Source organism: Galbibacter sp. (assembly GCF_048266365.1).
Classification (GTDB): domain Bacteria; phylum Bacteroidota; class Bacteroidia; order Flavobacteriales; family Flavobacteriaceae; genus Galbibacter.
In genome coordinates, this window is sequence record NZ_JBLWZP010000002.1 from 440,940 (window position 1) to 462,796 (window position 21,857).

The 21,857-nt window shown below is 37.7% G+C and carries 18 protein-coding genes; 8 read left to right on the top strand and 10 right to left on the bottom strand.

Going from position 1 to position 21,857, the window contains the following annotated elements:
- Positions 1-9: 9 nt before the first annotated feature.
- From ACN0TV_RS04895 to ACN0TV_RS04905, 3 genes are all read right to left on the bottom strand, one after another.
- The gene (locus ACN0TV_RS04895; RefSeq protein ID WP_417360685.1) at positions 10-1,536 is read right to left on the bottom strand and encodes a RagB/SusD family nutrient uptake outer membrane protein; all 1,527 of its coding nucleotides are present in this window, start codon (positions 1,534-1,536) and stop codon (positions 10-12) included.
- A 6-nt stretch (positions 1,537-1,542) separates the two neighbouring features.
- A complete protein-coding gene (locus ACN0TV_RS04900; RefSeq protein ID WP_417360687.1) occupies positions 1,543-4,530 on the bottom strand; it encodes a SusC/RagA family TonB-linked outer membrane protein in 2,988 nt (995 codons plus the stop codon).
- 360 nt (positions 4,531-4,890) lie between these two features.
- Positions 4,891-7,689 carry a response regulator gene (locus ACN0TV_RS04905; RefSeq protein ID WP_417360689.1) on the bottom strand — a complete coding sequence of 933 codons (2,799 nt, stop codon included), beginning with the start codon at positions 7,687-7,689 and terminating at the stop codon, positions 4,891-4,893.
- A 127-nt stretch (positions 7,690-7,816) separates the two neighbouring features.
- Between ACN0TV_RS04905 and rmuC the strand changes: the two genes are divergently transcribed.
- The 4 genes from rmuC to ACN0TV_RS04925 all read left to right on the top strand — a co-directional run bounded on the left by rmuC (position 7,817) and on the right by ACN0TV_RS04925 (position 11,160).
- Positions 7,817-9,148, top strand: a complete 1,332-nt coding sequence (gene rmuC, locus ACN0TV_RS04910; protein WP_417360690.1) for a DNA recombination protein RmuC — start codon at positions 7,817-7,819, stop codon at positions 9,146-9,148.
- A 39-nt stretch (positions 9,149-9,187) separates the two neighbouring features.
- Positions 9,188-9,736 (top strand): acyl-CoA thioesterase, encoded by a 549-nt coding sequence (locus tag ACN0TV_RS04915; RefSeq protein ID WP_417360692.1) that lies wholly within the window; start codon positions 9,188-9,190, stop codon positions 9,734-9,736.
- Positions 9,737-9,835: 99 nt separating this feature from the next.
- Positions 9,836-10,450 carry a SatD family protein gene (locus ACN0TV_RS04920; protein WP_417360694.1) on the top strand — a complete coding sequence of 205 codons (615 nt, stop codon included), beginning with the start codon at positions 9,836-9,838 and terminating at the stop codon, positions 10,448-10,450.
- Positions 10,447-11,160 (top strand): DUF3307 domain-containing protein, encoded by a 714-nt coding sequence (locus tag ACN0TV_RS04925; RefSeq protein WP_417360696.1) that lies wholly within the window; start codon positions 10,447-10,449, stop codon positions 11,158-11,160. The genes ACN0TV_RS04920 and ACN0TV_RS04925 overlap by 4 nt, the downstream gene beginning before the upstream one ends.
- A 52-nt stretch (positions 11,161-11,212) precedes the next feature.
- Here ACN0TV_RS04925 and ACN0TV_RS04930 read toward each other — a convergent pair whose 3' ends face one another.
- The 4 genes from ACN0TV_RS04930 to ACN0TV_RS04945 form a co-directional block, all read right to left on the bottom strand.
- A complete protein-coding gene (locus ACN0TV_RS04930; RefSeq protein ID WP_417360698.1) occupies positions 11,213-12,703 on the bottom strand; it encodes a potassium/proton antiporter in 1,491 nt (496 codons plus the stop codon).
- 525 nt (positions 12,704-13,228) lie between these two features.
- A complete protein-coding gene (locus ACN0TV_RS04935) occupies positions 13,229-14,533 on the bottom strand; it encodes a hemolysin family protein (RefSeq protein WP_417360700.1) in 1,305 nt (434 codons plus the stop codon).
- Between the two features lie 272 nt (positions 14,534-14,805).
- The gene (locus ACN0TV_RS04940) at positions 14,806-15,267 is read right to left on the bottom strand and encodes a COG2426 family protein (protein ID WP_417360701.1); all 462 of its coding nucleotides are present in this window, start codon (positions 15,265-15,267) and stop codon (positions 14,806-14,808) included.
- 430 nt (positions 15,268-15,697) lie between these two features.
- Positions 15,698-16,027 (bottom strand): YegP family protein, encoded by a 330-nt coding sequence (locus ACN0TV_RS04945; RefSeq protein WP_417360702.1) that lies wholly within the window; start codon positions 16,025-16,027, stop codon positions 15,698-15,700.
- Between the two features lie 215 nt (positions 16,028-16,242).
- Here ACN0TV_RS04945 and ACN0TV_RS04950 point away from each other — a divergent pair, with 215 nt between their 5' ends.
- The 4 genes from ACN0TV_RS04950 to ACN0TV_RS04965 all read left to right on the top strand — a co-directional run bounded on the left by ACN0TV_RS04950 (position 16,243) and on the right by ACN0TV_RS04965 (position 18,616).
- The gene (locus ACN0TV_RS04950; RefSeq protein ID WP_417360704.1) at positions 16,243-17,178 is read left to right on the top strand and encodes a ketopantoate reductase family protein; all 936 of its coding nucleotides are present in this window, start codon (positions 16,243-16,245) and stop codon (positions 17,176-17,178) included.
- A gap of 8 nt (positions 17,179-17,186) precedes the next feature.
- Positions 17,187-17,783, top strand: a complete 597-nt coding sequence (locus ACN0TV_RS04955; protein ID WP_417360706.1) for a Crp/Fnr family transcriptional regulator — start codon at positions 17,187-17,189, stop codon at positions 17,781-17,783.
- A 108-nt stretch (positions 17,784-17,891) separates the two neighbouring features.
- Entirely contained in the window at positions 17,892-18,176 is a 285-nt protein-coding gene (locus ACN0TV_RS04960) for a hypothetical protein (protein ID WP_417360708.1), read from the top strand.
- A 47-nt stretch (positions 18,177-18,223) separates the two neighbouring features.
- Positions 18,224-18,616 (top strand): group III truncated hemoglobin, encoded by a 393-nt coding sequence (locus tag ACN0TV_RS04965; RefSeq protein ID WP_417360710.1) that lies wholly within the window; start codon positions 18,224-18,226, stop codon positions 18,614-18,616.
- A gap of 180 nt (positions 18,617-18,796) precedes the next feature.
- Here ACN0TV_RS04965 and ACN0TV_RS04970 read toward each other — a convergent pair whose 3' ends face one another.
- From ACN0TV_RS04970 to ACN0TV_RS04980, 3 genes are all read right to left on the bottom strand, one after another.
- Positions 18,797-19,234: a Fur family transcriptional regulator gene (locus ACN0TV_RS04970; protein ID WP_417360711.1), complete on the bottom strand. Its 438-nt coding sequence runs from the start codon at positions 19,232-19,234 to the stop codon at positions 18,797-18,799.
- A 269-nt stretch (positions 19,235-19,503) separates the two neighbouring features.
- On the bottom strand, positions 19,504-20,064 hold the full coding sequence (locus ACN0TV_RS04975; RefSeq protein ID WP_417360713.1) for a DUF3347 domain-containing protein: 561 nt from the start codon (positions 20,062-20,064) through the stop codon (positions 19,504-19,506).
- Positions 20,065-20,106: 42 nt separating this feature from the next.
- The gene (locus ACN0TV_RS04980) at positions 20,107-21,849 is read right to left on the bottom strand and encodes an efflux RND transporter periplasmic adaptor subunit (protein ID WP_417360715.1); all 1,743 of its coding nucleotides are present in this window, start codon (positions 21,847-21,849) and stop codon (positions 20,107-20,109) included.
- Between the last annotated feature and the right edge of the window lie 8 nt (positions 21,850-21,857).

Here is a 21,857-nt window from a genome sequence, read left to right on the forward strand (position 1 = left end):
AACATTAGTTTACTTCGATAATACTGGTAATTCGTCGAGCTGTTGTTGAGGATAAGGCAATAATTCCAAATCGCCACTAAAGGATCTACCGTCATAACTCAATTCCTGGTAATTGTCAACACGAATCATATCGTAATAACGAATTCCCCATTCTAAGGCCAGTTCCGCAAATTTCTCATCCAAAACTTGCTGTGTGGTGACCCCTGAAACAGCTGGCATATTAGCTCTTGCTCTCACCATATTTACAGCCTGATCAGCCGTTAATCCCACACCAGTGGCACCCCTGGTTAAAGCCTCAGCATACATCAATAATATCTCTGCATAGCGGATCATGATGTAATTTTTATTACTACCGTAATCGGTACGACCTGGTATTAATTGATTGGAAGGCAAATAATGTTTTCCACTTGAAAACAAAGCTCTTACATTGTCATTAATCACATCCCCATCAGGAGTTGTATTTGAAACAAAACCTGGAAGTGTTTCGTATCCGGGATTTGCCTGTATGGCCGCTATGCCTTGATCAGTAAACAACACACTAGTTTCTAAACGAGTGGTCTCTCCACGATCCAACATAAAAAGAATGTATTTCATAGTCGGTTCATAAAACCCCCAACCTGAAGAAGCGTCAGCTACCACAGGAGTCCATGAAGACGGACCATAAGGTGCGTACAAGTGCCCTTCTCGATCTCCAGAGCCTTGACCGTAATCGGAATATTGCAGTTCCATCAAACTTTCATCACTTAATTTGCCAGGGGTTTTAAACAATTCGTAAAAATCAGGATAAAGAGAAAATAAGCCTGAATTAATAATAGCTCCAGTGGCATCGGCAACCGCTTGATAGTTTCCCAATTCTTGGTTTGCTAAAGCCTTAACTGCATAAGCAGTATAAGCGGTATAGCCCCCAGGAAGATCCATACGTTGGTTGGGCCTTATTTTCGGTAAAGCTGGAATGGCCTCATCCATCTCATCAGAGACAAATTGCATGACTTCTTCACGTGTTGGAAGCTTCTCAATATGGGCTAAAGTAGATAAATCTGATGTATCCAATATAAAAACACTACCCCAAGTCTTTGCTAAGAAATAATGATCCATTGCGCGCATAATTTGAATCTCTGCCTTGTACTGCTCACCATTTTGTTTCCCAGCAGCATCAGCCTCGGCTATATACTTATCTATGTTCTCAATAGCGGTATTGGAAACAACGATATCATCGTAATATGCTTTCCACACACTATTGTACATCCAGTTATTAGTGTCGTATTTAAATTCGTCGGTATCTTGATAAACCGCCTGATCACCAGCGGCATTTACATCATCTCCACGAACCCCAATAAGTAGAGGAAGTTCCCAACCAGTACTTGTATAGGCGTCATATACGCCGATCAAGGATAATAACATATCCTCAGTTTTGGTGTAATCCGTACCACCTGTAAAATTGTTGTTCAATTCTGGCTCATCAAGTTTATCACAACTACTAAAAAACAGTGTCATTACTGATAAACTCGCTACTATAAATTTATGTTGTAGTCTCATAATTTCTTAAAATTTAATATTTACCCCTAATGTATATACAGCCGGTACTGGGTAGGTCTGGTTATCAAACCCATCCGCTACCTCTGGATTAAATCCATTATACTTAAACACCGTTAGTGGCTTTTCTGCCGTGACGTAAATTCTGGTCTGTGGTATCTTATCATTTTTAATAGTATACCCTAGTGTGATATTTTGAATTCTGAAGAAATCACCATCCTCAATGAAGAAGCTATTAAGTTGGTAGTTCCATGGTTTTCGCAAGCCTAGGGATGAAGGGTAGCTGTTACTAGTGCCCTCACCATGCCAACGATGGACGAAGAAATCCCGGTCTATATTCGTGTCCGGAGTGTAGCGGTATTCCCCTCGTTTTCTATTTAGTATTTTATTTCCACCTTGTCCTAGGGCAGCCAAAGAAAAGTCCCAATTTTTGTAGTTTAAATTCACATTAAACCCATAGTTATAGGTTGGTATAAATGACCCTAGTACTGTACGGTCATCCCCGTTTATGACACCATCTTGGTTTCTATCCTTAAATTTAAAATCCCCGGGAACTAAACCATTGTCCACGGCAATAGGATCTGCCTGGATTTCAGCGTCATTCTGATACACCCCAGCAGTCTCCAATCCATAAAACGCGAACAAGGTTTCACCGACAATGCTTCTTCGTTGAAAATCTGAACTTCCAAAGTTTAAATACTGCTGTCCACCAAGATTGAGAATTTCATTCTCTAAAGTAGAAAAGTTTCCACCAACACTATAGCTAAAGTCATCAGAAACAGTTTTACTCCAATTAAGAGCAACCTCCAACCCTTGATTTCGAATTTGACCTACATTCTGCCTTAAACTCTCAGGCACTAAAGGTCTTGCTACAGGAATTACAGCATCTTTAGTATCTCTTCTAAAGTAATCAAGCTCCACAGATAGGTTGCTGTTAAACATCTTTGCCGAAAGACCAAGGTTATACTCCTCAGTAACCTCCCAACGTAAGTATGTAAAAGCACTAGAGGTTTGTAAACCCGAATACATCACATCTCCAAAAGCGGTGGTGACTACACTTGATGTAAAAGCCCCATCACTGGAGGCTACATTGTCGTTACCCAATTTCCCCCAGCTTCCTCGAAGTTTTAAAAAATTCACCACATCACTTTCTGGAAAAAAGGATTCTTCACTTAGAACCCATCCAGCACCAACGGTTGGAAAATACCCCCATTTCTCCTGATATTTATTGGTCCCATCCGCACGGAAAGTCCCATACAATAAATAACGACTGTCAAAATTATAGGCTATCCTACCAAAGTAAGACAAACCATATTCTCTTCTTCCGTCATCACCAACAGCATCGACATCAATGGTTTGAGCTTGATCTAAGTAAAATGCTTGTTCACCATTGTTATAAGGAAAACCTATCCCCTTTGCTTCTAGCATTTCATAGGATTCATCACGAAAAGAAGCACCTGCTAAAAGCGTTACATTATGCTTTCCAAAACTATTGTCATAGGTTAGTGTATTATCCCAAATTTGGTTCGATATCGTTGCATTTCGTTTTACCAGTTCTGAATTCACTCGAACTTCATTTCCTCCCATAGTATACGGTAAACGAACCTCCCTGGTTTCGACGTTTTCAAAATTATGATTGTAAGCGGTTCGAAATGTTAATTTGTCAGGAATGATATCAACTTCTGCATAAAAGTTGGCCATAACATTTCTGATTTTAACTCTATTTTCACTGTAGGAGAGCAGTGAGAAAGGATTTTGGCTACTTCGATATCCCAGATCCTGTGAATTCGCATAAGCTATAGGTGCTGCAGCAGTATTTAAAGGATCGTATACCGGTAATAAAGGAACCGCATAATAGGCTTTCCGCCATGCAGAAGCTTCAGGTCGATATCGAGAAGCATTGCTAAGCACCATGGTCCCCCCAACTGTCAGCCAATCGGTAACCTTAAAATCAATATTACTTCGAAGATTGAATCGTTCATATTCATTTTTCATCTTTAATAAACCCTCTTGACTAAAATAATTTACTCCGATAGAATACTTCGCATTTTCGCCTCCACCGGACATTCCAATATTGTGATTGGTAATAACTGCATGGCGCATGATCTTATCATACCAGTCTGTATTCACATCCGGTAAACTAGGATCCACTCGGCTTCTACCGTAGCGCTGAATGGCATTTGCTACAAATTGATTATCAGCATCAAGTCCTGTCTCTTTAACATACTGTACAAATTGTTGGGTATTGGCCATCGTAACAACATTTTGAGCAATCTGATAACCAGTATATCCATCATATCTAAATTCTGGCTTTTGATTATAAGTTCCTCCTTTTGTTTCAATTAGAACAACCCCATTTGCAGCACGTACACCATATATTGCCGCCGCAGAAGCATCCTTTAAAACAGAAATTGTCTTGATATCCGATGGATTTAGGAAATTAATATCATCGTAAAAACCACCATCAACAACATATAAAGGCCCTGATTCTCCAGTATTATAAGACCCAACCCCACGAATACGTACTGTTGGAGACTCACCAGGTGTACCATTATTGACAACCTGAAGGCCAGCAACCTTTCCTTGTAAGGCTTGCATCGGTTGAGCTGCAGGGGTTTTTTCAATTTCCGCTGCTTCCACTGTGGTGATTGCTGAGGTCAAATCCTTACTTTTCTGGGTACCATAACCTACCACCACGACTTGTTCAAGTTCATTAGTACTAATTGTCAGTACGGCATCTATTGTAGAACTAGTTCCTACCACGAGCTCAGCAGTCTCCATACCCACATAAGAGAACACTAAAGTATCTCCTTGATTAGCCTCTATAGAGTACTTCCCATTGAAGTCGGTTTGAGTTCCTGTAGTTGTACCTTTAACCAAAATACTTGCACCAGGTAGTGGCATGTTTTGATCGTCAGACACCACTCCAGCGATCGTCTGTTGCCCAAAAGCAGTCAGGCAAAAAAACAATAATAGAGTTAATAAATGATTTTTCATCTTTCTTATTTTAAATTTAGCTTCTTAAAATTATCACAAACTATAACGATGTAGCAAAAAAGTACCTCAGCTTAAATACATCAACTTATGAGAAATTGTAGAACACCTGTAAGTAGGCATAATTAACGGGTATCCGTAGAACAATGAGATACTCCAAAGATTTAATGTGATGTAGTGATGATGTGCTATTATTATATAAAATGACTAGTTTCTCAAAATACAAAGGGGTTATTTATGCCACTAATTCTTAAAATTTTACCAATTTAGCAGCATTAGAGTGTTAAAAACACCAATATGTAGAAGTAATTTAGAAGAAGTTTAACACATTTTGAAAATGAGGAATATACTATCCTAGGAAACTTAAATGTTTGTCAGATATTCGTTCATGTTTTGATCTGTGCTGAGCTCTAATTTCTTTCTCAGACGATATCTGTGAATCTCAACGCCACGAATGGAAATACCCATTAGTGGGGCTATCTCTTTACTCGAGAGATTCATTTTTAAATAAGCACATAATTTTAAATCTTTAGGAGTAAGCTTCTCAGGATGCAGCTTATGTAGTTCTCTAAAGAAAGAATCATGGATTTCATTAAAGTTCGATTCAAACAGTTCCCAGTCTTTTGAATCTTTCAAATGCTTATCAATCCTGCCCAATAGTTTATTGTATCGAGATTTATCGATAATTTCAGATTTGAAATAATTCAATTCCTCTTTGAGCTTCATCAACATCTCATTTTTCTTGGTCAATTCCATAGCCGTATTTGCGAGCTCCTTGGTCTTGTTTTTTAACGCTTGTTGATGCTGGTTTTTCTGGATTTCATTGAGTTTCTTTTCGTGTCTAAGTGCTTCTTCCTTACGATTAAGTTGATTTTGGTGCTCAAACTGTACCTCTAGATATTTCTTATGCCGAATAAGTACATATTTATTAATTGTCAAGATAAAAATGGATAGCAACAGCAACAACAAAATCAACAATACTGCACCCCATACACCTAAAAACCAAGGTTTTTCCACTTCAACAGTTAAAACAGTTGCCTTATTCGAGAGTCTTCCCTTAACAATGGATTGAATGCTTATCGGAATACGTCCAAAATTCTGGTTGGTAATGAAGATCCTTCCATCTTCCACTTTTCTATAATTCGAATGGTTAGTCCCTATGGAATACACCATGGTATTATTAGACAAAAATGGCGTGGAGACTTCAATACTAAGTGAATCACGTTGTTTTATACGAATCAGAGAATCTATGACCTGCGGTATGCCATTTTTTAGAATGCGATTGATCTTTGGCATGAAAGACAAACTACCCCCTGTAATTTTTTGATTTTTAACCACTAGGATGTCATTGTAAAGCGCAATTTGAACTACGGAATCATTAACCACTACAGCCCTTTCTTCTCCTTTGATCAAGTGCCCCCCATAATAACGATTTGGGATATAAAATTGAGAATCCTCATCAGTCAAATGCTTTCTAACAAACAAGCCTCCATCCTCTTTTTTAAAGACTACCGGAGAGGAATTTGAATCAGTAATAGGATAAGCATGCTGATCATTCTTTAAAATCTTGGTAAGGGAATTAAAGCTTACAATATTCTCTTCTAAGGAATTAAATACAAACCATTTTTGATTATTGTAGAATGCGATTTGTCCTTCGATTTCAAAGAGTTTGATCGCATAGCTGTTTTCAAAGAACTCATTATAATCCTTCTCTATTTTTGTAACCTTTTTATAATCATCAGAAAAATGAATTCTATATATCCCCTTATAAGGATGGGCAACCCAAGCGATATAATCCTTCTCAAACACTATCTTTTTTACTGGAAACCCAAGACCCTCAATTTCATTCACCTCCCAGGTATCCCCTTGTTTGGCATAAAGTGCTAAACCTGTATAGTTTCCTTGGATATAGGTATTTTGGAGTCTTTCCACTGGTTTAAAATCATAACCACCATTGTTTGAAGAAATGAGTTCCCATCTCCCGTCTTTAATTTGGTAAGTTCCTAAATTATGACCACAAATAATGAGACCATCAACAAGGGTAAGGTCCCAAATATGACCTTGTGAACCCTCCAGAAAATGAATCCCTTGCTTATTGCTAACATACATTCCGGTATTGGTTGCAATATAGGTTTCCCCTTTATAGTTCACCATATCATATACCCCCCCGATATCGTAATTTGAAGGGTTTAGGTAATAAGCATTAAAGTGCATAGGGATCGCAGAAATACCATTGTCTAAGGAAAGCCAAACAATACCGCGATCATTGACTAAGCTTCCCAAGATGGTATTATTTTGAAGTCCCGAATGTACATTTATATTGTAATACTGACCCGTATTTCGATTCAGTACATACAATCCATTTTTAATGGTACCTAGAAAAATATAGGACTCATTAATGCTTACCTTATTGAGTTGATGTTGTTTTGCAACCTCATTAAGTGGATGTTGCCACTTCACGATCCTGTCACTTCCATCCCAAATAAACATGCCATTGAGTGAGGTTCCTATAAGGAGCTGTTTGTCAGATAAAGCAACCATGGACTGAACCTTAAAGTCCTTTAACAACTCAGTACCTTTAATCAACTGGAGTTCAGTGTCTTTTAACCTATAAATACCATGATTTCTCGCGAAAATGTAGAACGAATCTTCAATCACATTAGCCCCTAAAAGTGTCATTTCAGGCTTTATAATTTTTATAGCTCCATCCTTATAGATAAAGAGACTGCTGAAAGATTTAAATACAATATGATCGTTCCATTGATAAATTCCCCAAATCGATTCCGTTTCGTAGGAGAAAGGATCTATAAGTGCACTAAGGCTATGGTACTCCAGGGTTCCGGTAGGCTGTCTTTCCCAATATCCAAACTCCTCATATGAACCTGTATACACCTTACCATCAAAGTAAGCAACAGATCGGATAATGGTTTGATTCGGCAGTTGATAAAATCGCCATTGGACCCCATCAAATTCTAACAAACCTTCATTGTTAGCTACAAAGACATGGTTTTCACCGTAGGCAATTCCCCAATTCTGAATACCAGCTTTGTAATCGTTGAGGTCAAAATTATGAATCGGTGGTCGATTTTGCCCCATCGCAACACCGACGCATAACCATACAAAAGCTAGAAAAAAAATGAGATTACAGCGTCTTACCCTCATTTGAATTATTTTTTTCAACCCTAATTCTTCTTTTGAATCTTGCGAATTGTACCTTTAAGATCAGCATGATTCTCTTATCTTTACAAGAATATTAATGGTATCATAATTTACAACGAAAATACATATAATGACTGACATTCTAATCTTTATCTTGATTACCTTGGTAGCCATTGCTATTGGAGTATTTATCGGGAACTACCTTGAAAGGCAAAAAAGCATTTCCATAAAACGGATTATGGAAGATAGAGAGATGCAGTTACTCGATCAAATCGAGGGACAACGAAATGAACTCAACCAAGAAAAATTAGCCAAAGAACAAATTCGGGAAATTAAGGACAATTATGCAATACGCTTGTCTAAAAAGGAGGTTGATTTTGAAAACCTTTTAGCGCGAAATAACGAACAAAAAGATGAAGTTGAAAAATTACAAGAGAAATTCAGCAAAGAGTTTCAGTTGCTAGCCAATAGGATCCTAGAGGAAAAATCAAAAAAATTTACCGATCAAAATGAACTCAACATCAAAAACATCCTCAATCCACTACAGGAAAAAATCAAGAGCTTCGAAAAGCGTGTAGAAGACAGCAATAAAGAAAGTATCTCTAGACACTCTGCCATGCAGGAGCAGCTCAAAAACCTGCAGGAATTAAATGTTCAAATCACCAAAGAAGCTTCCAATCTTACTAAAGCATTAAAGGCAGACACCAAAATGCAAGGAAACTGGGGGGAATTGGTGCTAGAACGCGTCCTGGAGAAATCCGGCTTGAAAAAGGATAGTGAATACACCGTCCAAAACAGCTTCTCCACTGAGGATGGTAAACGAGTCTTACCCGATGTGATTATTCATCTTCCTGGAGACAAAAAGATGATTGTGGATTCCAAGGTCTCGCTAATTGCCTTTGAACGCTTTGTCAATGAAGAAGATGAGAATCAAAAGGCAATTTGGATCAAAGAACATGTGAACTCGATTAAAAAACACGTCGACCAACTCAGTGCCAAAAATTACCATAGCTTATATGAGATGGAAAGCCCAGACTTCGTACTGCTTTTTATCCCACTAGAACCTGCATTTGCGGTTGCACTTCAGCAGGAGCCGCAATTGTATAATTTAGCGTTTGAGAAAAATATTGTCATTGTCACTCCTTCTACCCTATTAGCAACACTTCGCACCATAGACAGTATGTGGCAAAATGACCGTCAACATAACAACGCCATAGCTATTGCAAAACAAGCCGGACGTCTCTACGATCAGTTTAAAAATCTCTTAGACGATTTGGAGAGAGTCGGTAAACAACTCAATACAGTACAGAGCACCTATAATACTTCGATGACAAAATTAACAGGAAAAGGCAACTTGCTAACCCGCGTTGAAAGGCTAAAGACCCTGGGCGCAAAGGCTAGTAAACAAATTGATCAAAAATGGCTTGACAAAGCTTCAGACGATCATCTGGACGAAGAATAATAGATCAAAAAAATTTAAAACCGAACCCATAGAAACATTATGATTCCAAAATTTAAAACCGTAGAATCCTCCAAGGTGGAACTCTCTGAACTAATGCTCCCATCCCATTCGAATTTCAGTGGAAAAATACACGGAGGGTTTATACTCTCACTCTTGGACCAGATTGCCTTTGCATGTGCATCAAAACATTCAGCCACCTATTGTGTCACCGCCTCGGTGGACACTGTAGATTTCTTAAACCCTATTGAGATTGGGGAATTAGTCACCATGAAGGCTTCAATCAACTACGTTGGAAAAACCTCTATGGTAGTTGGAATCAGAGTTGAAGCCGAGCATATTCAGACTGGCAGGGTTAAGCACTGTAATTCTTCCTATTTCACGATGGTCGCCAAGGATGATAAAGGGAAAAGTGTCAAAGTCCCAGGACTTATACTAGAAACCAAAAAGGAACTCAAGCGCTTCTTTAAAAGCGTTAAAAGAATTTCACTTAAAAAGGAACGGGAGGCCTATTCCAATCAATTGGACTATACGGTAAATCAGCTCATTCATGAGTTAGAAGGGCACAATGTTAAAATTGATCTCAAATAGCACTGAAATAGACGATACTTCTATTTATCGCTTTTTTAAACGATATTTGTATATATCGGTAAAATAGACGATATTTGATCATATACTAAAGACTTAAACATGATAAGCGTCATCACTGGAGATATTGTAAATTCAAGACAACTAAACGATCCTGACATTTGGCTTAAGCCTTTGAAAAGCATCTTTAAAAAGGTCTGTCAATCAGAGCAAGATTGGGAGTTCTATAGAGGCGATAGCTTCCAAGTTGAATTAACACAGCACAACAAAGCCTTTGAAGTAGCCGTTTTAATAAAGGCCACAGTTAAAATGATTAAAGGTCTAGATGTCAGAATGGCCATTGGTGTTGGAGAGAAAACCCATCAAGGCATAAAAGTAACAGAATCGAACGGTCCGGCATTTATCTATTCTGGGGAAGCCTTTGAGACGCTCAGGTCAAAAAAGTCTAACTTGGCTATTAAAACAGGGAACAACACCCTAGATTCGGAGCTAAACCTATATTTTAAACTAGCCTTAATCGCTATGGATCACTGGACCACAAATGCTTCAGAAATTGTGAAGTTAAGTATTGAAAACCCAGGATACTCACAGCAAGAAATAGGAGTATTAAGTGGTATAAAGCAAAACACCGTGAGCGAACATTTGAAAAGGGCATTTTTCAATGAAGTTATAGAATTAAACCATATGTACCAGTCCAAAATAAAACACCTAAAATGATAGTAATCTTCCTACGCCTTTTATTGGCTCATATCTTAGCAGATTTTATATTTCAATCCAATAAGATGGTATCCGAGAAACAAGACAAAAAAGTAGCTTCAAAACGTCTATACCTCCATATACTTTTTCACATACTATGCTATTATCTACTGTTGTGGGATTTACAATGGTGGTATGTACCCCTTGTAATCGGGTTGTCTCATTACGTAATTGACTTAGGCAAACTATACTTCCAAAACCTAAAAAACGCTCGCCTGCTCTTTTTTATGGATCAAACACTTCATCTTATCATATTATGCGGGGCAAGCTTATTGATCAGTGGAGCAGATCTATTACCAATCACATTAAGTCCGCATCTTTTGCTCATAATAGTTGCCGTGGTATTCTTAACACAACCTGTTTCGGTAATTATCAAAACACTGATATCAGTGTACAGACCAAAGACCGAACTTGAAGAAGAAGATTCCCTGCAAAACGCCGGCAAATATATAGGGATTCTAGAGCGTTTACTGGTTTTTGTTTTTATAGCGAGTAGTCACTGGGAAGGTGTCGGGTTTCTAATTGCAGCAAAATCTATATTTCGATTCAGTGACCTTACCCAGGCCAAGGATAGAAAACTCACCGAATACATCCTAATAGGAACTCTACTAAGCTTCGGATTAGCTATTATTGTCGGGCTTATATTTCTATATTTGCTACCACGTCTGTAATATTGTATAGACTCGTGAAACATTAAATACTATAGCACCTCTAATTGGTCTGTTAAACGATTCCTAGACGTTCATAGGTTTCACTTAAGGCCTGATAATCATCAGTAATAACTAAAAGCTTATCATTTTCCATAAGTTGGGTTTTCCCATTAGGGACGAAAAAGAGTGATCCCCTTTTAACCATTACCACTATGGTTTTCTCTGGAAGGCGAAGATCCATAAGGTGGTTCCCCTTTTCCAAGGCAACTTTGGTCACTTTAAGTTCTGAGGTTATGGACTTGATTTCATCTGAGAATTCAACATCAAAATTTTTCAAACCTTTTATCTTAGAAGGCTCCTCCACAAGACCTAAGAACTTTGCCATTGGAGAGAGTGTCGTACCTTGTATAATTAGAGAAACTAAGGTGCAAAGAAAAACAATATTGAACATTAAATCGGCATTGGGAATATCAGCAGCTAGCACCATAATGGCAAATATAATCGGAACAGCGCCCCGCAGTCCAACCCATGAAATAAAAGCCCTATCCTTTGTCGGCATCTTCCGAAAGGGCAATAAACATAAAAACACACTCAGAGGCCTTGTCAATAAAATCATAGCCAAACTTATAATAAGCCCTGGAATAATTATAGGTATTAGTTCACTAGGGTTGATCAGTAACCCAAGAGTGAGGAATAAGAGCAACTGGCTCATCCAAGCCATACCATCAAAAAAGTTAACAGCTGATCGTTTGTGAACGAATCGAGAATTTCCAAGCACTAGCCCCCCGACATAGACCGCTAAAAACCCATTACCTTGTATAAAATAAGTGAAGGAAAATATAAAAATACAAAAAGTAAAAACCAGAATCGGATAAAGAGACTTGTTATCAATACCCAATTTATTAATAGTATACACCGCTAGTTTTCCTAAAAAGTAACCAGAAACACATCCCACAACCAACTGTATGATAAGATTTCCAAAGGCTAATAAATAATTAGGTTCTGAATCCATACCTACGATACTTATCAAGGTAATGGTCAAAACATAAGCCATGGGGTCATTACTCCCACTCTCCAGCTCAAGCATAGGTCGAAGATTGTTCTTCAAATGCAACCCTTTAGACCTTAGAATAGAGAACACTGATGCTGAGTCCGTTGAGGACATCACTGAAGCCAAGAGTAGTGAGGCTAAAAAGCCTACACCTGCGGAAGGGATTGTCATTCCAAGCACATACCAAACGGCTAGTCCGGTGAAAATCGCGGTGAAAAACACCCCAACCGTGGCAAGCAATACCCCTTGAATGGCGATGGGTTTTATATCATCAATTTTCGTATCCATTCCACCTGAAAACAGTATAATGCACAAGGCTATTGTACCAATGGTCTGGGCGAGTTCGATATTTTGAAATACAATTCCAAAACCATCACTACCAAAAAGCATTCCCACTCCTAGAAACAATAGTAAGGCGGGAACACCAAATTTATACCCGGCTTTACCGGCCAGTATACTCAAGAAAAAAAGAATTGAAATTCCAAATAAAACAATCTCAACCGATATATTCATATACTCAAATTTTAAAATATCTAAAAAAAAAACGTGCTGATTAATGACCCAGCCCCCATGAAAATTTGTGCTTGCAAAGCTACGTCAAAGCTATCAAGATATTACCAATGCTTTTCAGTACACGTGGTTATTAGATAGCATTTTCTTATGTCGTTCTGGTAAATCCACTGCTACTATTTTAATGTAAAACAGCTCATATTACAACAGTAGCCTTAGATGTTGCAATGCAGACGTCCCATGAGGTTTCTTGCTTCGCCATTCTCGGCCGCCCAACAAACCCACAACAACTCAAAATCCAACAATTATAATCGAACACACGTGGTTTATCACACCAACCCAAGAATCACCAAGGTTATAACAAATGACATGAAACAGGGTTAAAAATACTGCTTTTTGGTCAGACTAGGAATCAAACACTATAAATTTTTCTAATTTTAGAATTGGCAATCGATCACTGAAATAACCATTAAAACCGGTTATGTAAACTCAAATGATACTGCAATACCTTTCTTAGAATTAAAGCCTCTATTCTATGATAGATTCAGAAGAACCTGCTTTTAAACTCATCAACACCTTATCTATTCGAACACCATCCATATCGACAATTTCAAAGACATAAGAAGCGGTTTCTACAATTTCCCCAGTAGTAGGCATTGTCTTTAATTGTTCGATTAAGAAACCAGAAATAGTAGAGTACCTTCCAGTATTGTCTTCGATCACTTTTTTAGAAAAGAATTGATTCAATTCCCATATTGGAGTCCGTCCATTAAGGAAATAGTCACCGTTTTTCCGTTGAATGATATGTTTTTCTTCATCAGGTTCGTCAATATCAGGTAGATCACCCATAATAGCCTCAACGAGGTCGTGAAGTGTTATAATACCGCGAACACTTCCGAATTCATCAACAACTACCCCTAAGTATTGCTTCTCATCTTTGAACTGATTTAAAATCTTAAAGGCCGGTGTGTTCTGAATGATAAACATAGGTGCTGTCAATATCTTATCCAAAGAAAATTCAGGATCGCTGTAGCTATCCAACAAGTCTTTTACATAGACCACGCCTTTTAGTACATCTAAGCTCCCTTCGCCGACAAGAAACCGTGAATGCGCACTCTCTTTTATTTTATCAAAAATTTCCTCCTTTGTCCAGTTGTAATCAATCCATTCGACTTCGAAACTATGGGTCATAAGTGATTTGGCTGTTTGATCTGTAAAAGAAATCAGATTTTGCATAGCCTGGCTTTCTTCTGTTTCTAATACCCCTTGTTTGCCCGCTACTTTTAAGATAAACCTAAGTTCGTCTTCACTGACTCTTTCTTCATCGTTTTCTTTAATGTTAAGCAACTTTAAAATTAGCTTGGTCGAAAGGGATAACAGTTTGACAAAAGGATAGGTAATCTTTGTAAAAACATTTACAATAGGAACACAGAAAAGAGCAATATTTTCTGGATTATTCATCGCAATGGTTTTCGGAACCAGCTCACCCAAAACGATGGTAAAGTAAGTAATTGTTCCAATGACAATAATCATAGAAATAGATTCCACAGAACGACCTAAAAAGGAGAACTGCGATAGAAATCCCACCATATCATCCGTTAGAGTAGCACCGCCATAAGCGCCAGCGACAATCCCAATTAAAGTGATACCTACCTGCACCGAGGAAAGAAAGTTTTCTGGATTATCCAGAAGCCTTAGTACTAATTGTGCATTCTTATTACCTTGACCTGCATTGTGCTGAATTCGGCTTTTATTGACAGAAACCAGAGCGATTTCAGAAAGGGCAAAAAAGCCATTAAGTAAGGTTAAAACAAAGATAATGATCAGCTCCATAGTAATTACTAATATTTTTTCAAATATAATGAAGTAAATGTGAATCCATTACATCATTTTACTTCAAGTTAAAAGGAGTTTTATTCCCTAATGTATAATTTTGTTAGAATCTTAAAGTTTGAACTTCCCTATCTATACATCTTGAACAATGGCCTCCCAGCAATCGTATTATTATGGTAATGCGAAAGAAAGTGAACTACTCCCTCTAAATCATAGATTATAGAAGGAGAATTTCGCGATTTTTAGTTAAACGTTGATAATTAATTAAGGAGTCAATACTCTAGCCCTTTCATGGTAGCCAAAGTCATTCCCCAAACCATTACACAGGAAAGAAAAATTCCCACTGTATTGGCAACAAATGCTTGTTTTCTATCAAGCATAAAAAGGTATGTCGCAATTGTACCCGCATAAACTCCTGTCCCTGGAACTGGCAACATGACAAAGATGAGCAATCCCCAAAATCCGTATTTCATCACGTTTTTCTTGGCACCTCCTTTTGCTCTACGAGCGACATAAAGAGCTGATTTTTTGTAGAACCTCCACCTTAAGAAATAACGATTCACGGAATCGAGAAAGATCAGCATAAGAGGGTATACTAGCACATTTGCAGCAAAACATAACAAAAGAGCAAGATATATGTTTACGTCATTAAACATAGCATATGGAATACCCACCTTAGCCTCTCCAAAAGGAGAGATGCTCCACAACATTGCTATTATTATATCCTGAATCACTGAGATAATTTTTTTGCAAAATTATTCTTTTAATTCATTCGGAACTCTTAAAATGATAAATTGATTTATCTTTTTGCAAAGGTTTAACATTTTGCTTCTAAAATGGGTGTCATGAAAACTAATTTCTAAAGATTGGACCCCCCTGAAAATTTATGCCATCGTTATCGTGGTCGAAAGGACTGACTACAATATTATCACTTTCTAATGTCTTGGGTTAAGCCCATTTATCGGAGCAGTTTATGGTCTAAATAATCGTCCCTTCTACATCCAAATTTTGGAACAAATGTATTCTTAGATGAAGACCGTAAAAATAAGTCTATAACATAATTAACTCGACCATGGCTGGAAAACGAGAAAAAATAAACGCTATCCAATTCCTCATATGACTACATACAATTCTCAAATAGCGTTTAAAATACCTTTAGACAGTTTATGAATTATCCACAACCTTTGAATCAGGCGCATTGGTTTTAACAGAAGCTATTCCATTTTCCATTGCACTGCTGGATGAATACATTTCACTGCTACCAATTACTTGACCATTGGTTGCTTTTAGGTTGAAGTAAGGACTTCCATTACTTGCTTCAAGACGTTCGAATGCATCGTCTTTTTGAGAGTTTGTCTTTACAGATTCAATTCCATTTTCGCACGCAGATTTTGTAGTATAACCTTGACTGCTTAGAATAACCTGTCCATTGGAGGCCTTTAAGTTAAATCTGTACTTCCCCCCTTTGTCTACGTTTATTTCAAATTTTCCCATATTGATAATTTGTTTTTCTAAATATATTAAAAATATTTTGAACATGGCCTCTATTTAATACTATCCTACCTTCAAAAGTCTGAATTTTAGACTAAACCCATAGCACTTCTTCTATATGTAATACCAGTGCAATAATTGTAATTACAAAGCCTACAGCTTTTTACTATGGCTATAATTAAAGGAATTGTTAACTTTACTCCTCAAGGATTAAATTTATGAATATACTGATATATGGCATTGGAGGAATTGGCGGTTATTTTGGTGGAAAATTAGCACTGACAAATCACCATGTTACCTTTATTGCCAGAGGAAAACAACTTAGGGCTATTCAAGAGAATGGTCTTAAAGTGAAAAGTATCTTAGGAGACTTCCATTGCACGCCTAACTTGGTGACAGATGATCCAAAACAGGCACCTACACCTGACTTGGTTATTATGGGAGTCAAGAGTTGGCAGCTCGCCCAAGGCGCAGCGCAGATAGCTACAATACTAGGAGAGAATTCTCTAGTACTACCACTACAAAATGGCGTGGATAACCCTAATAAGCTCATACAACATATCGATGAGAAACAGGTACTCTGTGGGTTTTGTAATCTAATTAGTTTTATAGAGACCCCCGGTGTGGTTTGCCATTTTGCTTTTCCACCAACATTGACTTTTGGAGAACTCAACAACTCAAAATCCTCCAGGATTCAAGAAATTGACGCGGTATTCAAGCAAGCTGATATTAAAAGTATCATCCCAGAAGACATCCATAGAGAGCTCTGGAAAAAGTTTATGTTCATTACAACTATCAGTGCTATCGGAGGTTTGTGTAGGGCTCCAATTGGGGATCTACGAGAAAGTGAGTACATTACCCAACTAATGCGCAGTACCGCGGAAGAAATTTTAAGCGTTGCACAAGCAAAAGATATCGATTTACGACCTTCAGATATTGAAAAAGTTTTTGAGACAATAACACATTTAGATGGGTTAAGTACCGCTTCGACCCAACGGGACTTAATGGCTGGGAAACCTTCAGAATTGGAAACTTTTAATGGTTATATCGTAAAGCAAGCAAAACAGTACGGAATCCCTGTACCTGTAAATGAAATGTTATATGAGTGCTTGCTTCCCATGGAAAGACAAGCGCGAGAAAAACACTTAAAATAAAGATTGTTATGATACCAGAAGAATTGTTATTACGCTACGGTGCTCATAACAAATTATACTTGAAGAATGAATTTATTTTTCGACAGGAGCAAAAGGCACATTTTTATTATCAAATTGTCTCAGGAGAGGTCAAGATGAACAATTTACGAGAAAGTGGAAAAGAATTTATACAAAGCTTTTTCTCTGCATCTCAGAGTTTCGGAGAGCCTCCTTTGTTTTCAGAAATTACATACCCGGCAAACGCTGTAGCCACTCATGATTCCGAAATACTTTGCCTTGCCAAAAATCGCTTTTTAGACCTCTTGCTTGAGAATCCGAAAATACACCTCGAAGTTACTACTGCTATAGCCTCTAGATTATATTATAAGGCCATTATGGCGTCTGAGATTTCATCACAGGAACCTGAACATTGTATACTGCGTATCTTAGATTATCTTAAAGAGGATGTCTACAAGTTAACCGAACCGTTTTCCTTTAAGGTTAATTTGACCCGACAACAAATTGCTGATCTTACAGGCCTTAGAGTAGAAACTATTATAAGGGCAACAAAATCTCTCGAAAAGAAGAATGAAATCCTGATTAAAAAACGGAAAATTTATCGCTAATAAAATCCCTCCTTTCAGGAAAAACCCTATGACAGTCTTATTATGATTGAGATCATAAAATAGCAGGCAAATGCCCGCTAATTTTACAACAACTAAATATTCAATAAGATGTCACTATATAATAAATACCTGGAAGTTTTTGAGAAGTCTTTTTATTTGTATATTTCATTCGGAATCTTGGTCTCCAGTTGTATTGGAGGTGTGGCGGCAATGATGGTGCTAATGAAAGGAAGTGGACCAATTGAAATGTTTGAACTATTCCTTATCACATGTGCAGCGATGGGATTCAACACTAGTGTCTTAGCAAATTTAAAACCCAAAATAACTTATAACATATTACTTGGTAGTGTGGCAGTGAGCACTACAATTATTCTTTTAAACATTATTTTTTAACTATCATTGTACAAGCAGTATAGCAACAATGATAATGAGACAAAATTATGAGTAAGCCTGAAATTATAAGCCTTGAAGATATAAAACGATTAGTTGATGTATTTTATGGAAAAGTCCGTAAAGACGCCCTCTTATCCCCCATTTTTGAGGAAGTCATCGGTGATCATTGGGATACTCATTTAAACAAAATGTATCAGTTTTGGCAAACCGTATTACTAGAGGAACACACCTATTACGGCTCCCCATTTCTACCTCATATAAAACTCCCGATCAAGAAACAGCACTTTGATCAGTGGTTATTGCTTTTTAATGAAACCTTAGATACTGAATTTACAGGAGAGGTAAAAGAACAAGCAAGCTGGAGAGCGCAGAAAATGGCAGAAATGTTTCGTATGAAACTAGAATACATGGAAGAAAACAATTCCAAGCCACTTATTTAGAAACAGAGATAACAACCTCCTCCTATTCAAGATTGTTAGGATTTTAATACTGATATACAGGAGGACAAATGCCCCAATACTTTCTAGTCGATAGAATGTATTGGGGTTGTTATTTTTACCTCTTTAATTTTAATGATAGTGCAGAACCATTACCCTTCCGCTCATAAGGGAATTGCAGCTTTAAGCGCATTGGTCACATATTCCCTTGGCAATAAAACTTAAATCATGGATTTCATACCCCGTAGGAAGTACTACTTTAGGGATTTGTTGATCTCTAAGGCAACTTGTCTTTTTACAACGTTCACAAAAAAAATGTAAGTGCGTATCCCGATGGTGATTTTCCTCACAATTGCTTTGACAAATGGCGTAAGCCATTACACCATTTCCCTGATCTATAGCGTGTGCAACTCCTTTTTTCTCAAAGGTTTTAACAGTCCTGTAGATGGTTGTTCTATCAACTGGTATTTCTAGAGCACTATTGGTTTGAAAAATGGTTTCGATATCGGTAAGCGAGATTGCCCCCTTAGCTTCCTTTAGGACATTATAGACCAAAAGTCGCATAGCAGTAGGACGTATCTTTTTCTGTTGTAACCGATCTTCAATAAAGTCTATATCCATAATTCTTCATTTTTAGTCCTTAAAACACAAACACTCTTGTGTTTCTAAAAAATAAACCTCCTGATTAAACTCATTAGGTCAAGTGCATTATACAATTATTACCCAAAACGACCTCTCTTACAAAGATACTGATTTCATTCCTATTACATATCAAAACAAAAATTTTACAGCAATCCATTTCGTTTAGACCTTGACATTAAAAGAATATTTGGGTTCTATAGCGCTATTTAAAAATGACTGCAAAAAGATCCCTTACCCCATAGCACTTTTTAAATTTCTCGCTGCACTACACCACAAGTTAGCATACTTGAACCAAAATAAGGATTCTTCACCTCCTTATGTGCACTCAACCAGGTACCGCCTTTGTTATTATTGTACATTGGACAGTACTGCTGATAAAGCTTCTGAGTTGCACCAGTAATAGCAACAAGCTCGATCATATTGGCACTTAGGCTCAAAAATTGCTCACGTTGTTGTGCTATGTCACTATCAGAAATTTGCCTTGCTGATAACTTTGAATCTGCTAGTATCTGAGTCAACTTTGATTTTTCATTTCCCTTGAACTGATCCAATTTAAAGTTTGAAAGTGCAGCTGTTAGTTTTTCACCAGCCTGTTTTGTGGCATCAGTATTATCGCCGACCAAAGCGTCCTTCAATACTAGATATTGCGCAATTATTTGAGTAGCTTGACTTGGTTGTGGCACTTCACTATTCACTTTATCGGTCGCAGCAACGGCCTCACTTTTTTTACTTTCAGTATTGCAAGCGGTTAAACTAAGGCTGCTTATTAGCAACAACAATATTCCAAGGTTTACTTTTAAATACTTCATCTGTTTTTGTTTTAAATATATATGAATTAAAAATTTACGAATCTAATTAATCTCTTTTACAATCTCACCGCAGAATAGCATCTGGGCTCCAAAATATGGATTCTTAACTTGCTTAGAGCGGCTCAACCAATTTGCTCCAAGATCACTATTAGCCATAGGACAATGCTGAACATAGATGGTTTCCATACGCACCTCATAGGTGCTAAAGGTGTAAATCATCATCTCTGATATCTTTTCAAAATACGCTCTTATTGTATCAATATCCGAAGCTATGTCCATTTTTTCTATCTCCTGGAGTTTAGAGGCGACTACCGTCCAAGTCTCTTGTGCCTGGGAATCCATAGATTTTGAATCAACCTTTCCAACAGCATCCCAAAGTTCAGTTGTAAAGTTCTTGGCCTGAGCTAAGTTATCTTCCACAAGAGCATCCTTTAATTGTAGATAAGCCGTCAAAACTTGATGTAACGTCTCTTGATTTTCTTGTGAAACCTTGAACGATTGCTCTACATCAGGAAGCCCAAATTGGTTATGATCATGTATATTGGTTGGATCCTTTTCTTTTGGGGTCATCATACTTGATTTCCCTGCCAGTTGGGCTGCGGCATCAACAGTAAAGGTACCGTTCACCACTATTTCTTCACCAGGTTCAAGCCCTTGTTTAATTACATAAGCATCCCCAAGTGCAGATCCCAATACAACACTGCGCAACTTGAAGCCTCCCTGCTTCTTAACATATACTATAGAACGTTCACCAGTCCACAGAACTGCGCTTTTAGGAACACTCAATTGCTCTTGATCCTCTTCCACTGAAACCTCAAGAATTCCTGTAGCGAACATTCCTGGTTTTAATCGCCCATCTGAATTATCAACCTCGACTCTAGCTGTGGACACTCGTGTCTGACTATTAAGTATTGGATCCACAAAACTCACCTTTCCTTCAAAGGTTTCTCCAGGAAGTGAAGCTATTGTAAATACTATTGTACTTCCTTTTTTGATCAAACCGATCGTTCTCTCGTAGGCATCAAATTGCACCCATAATTTCTGCAAGTTCGCAATCTCATAGACAGGCTCTCCTCGCTCAAGATAATCTCCTAACTCCACCAACTTTTCTGTAACGACACCGCTTACATCAGCATAAACCGTAAATTGATCACTGGCCTGCTGACGCTCTATGATGGAGTTGATTTGTCGATCAGATATTTTCCATCGCTTTAGCTTTTCCTTGGCCGCTTCGAATAAAGCTGGATTACTTTGTCGAATGGAGTAGGCCTGTAACAGTTCTTTTTGAGCGGTCATCAATTCTGGTGAATACAACTTTGCAATGGCTTGGCCTCTACTCACATTTTCTCCGGTAAAGTTTACCATTAGTTGTTCTACCCGCCCTGGAATATGACTTGATTGCACATATGCTCGACGCTCATCCACCGCTACTTTACCATTAAGTCGAATTTTACCAGCCTCACTTTGCTCGCCAACGATTACAGTTTGAACATTAGCCAGTTTTTTTGCATAGTCTGACATCATAACAACTTCCGGATCTCCGGTTTGATCTCCCTGAGTTAAAGGAATTAGTTCCATGCCACAAATAGGACAATCTCCAGATTCACTCTGACGAATCTGTGGGTGCATTGAACAGGTCCAAGTCGTATGTTCTTCATGGTCTACTTCTGCATTATTTCCTTGAGTTTGATTGGAGCTATTCCCTCCAAAGAGCAACCATCCTAAAAATACACCTACTAAAAGGATCGCGATAACTCGAATACTATTTTTATATTTTATTTCCATTTGTAAAT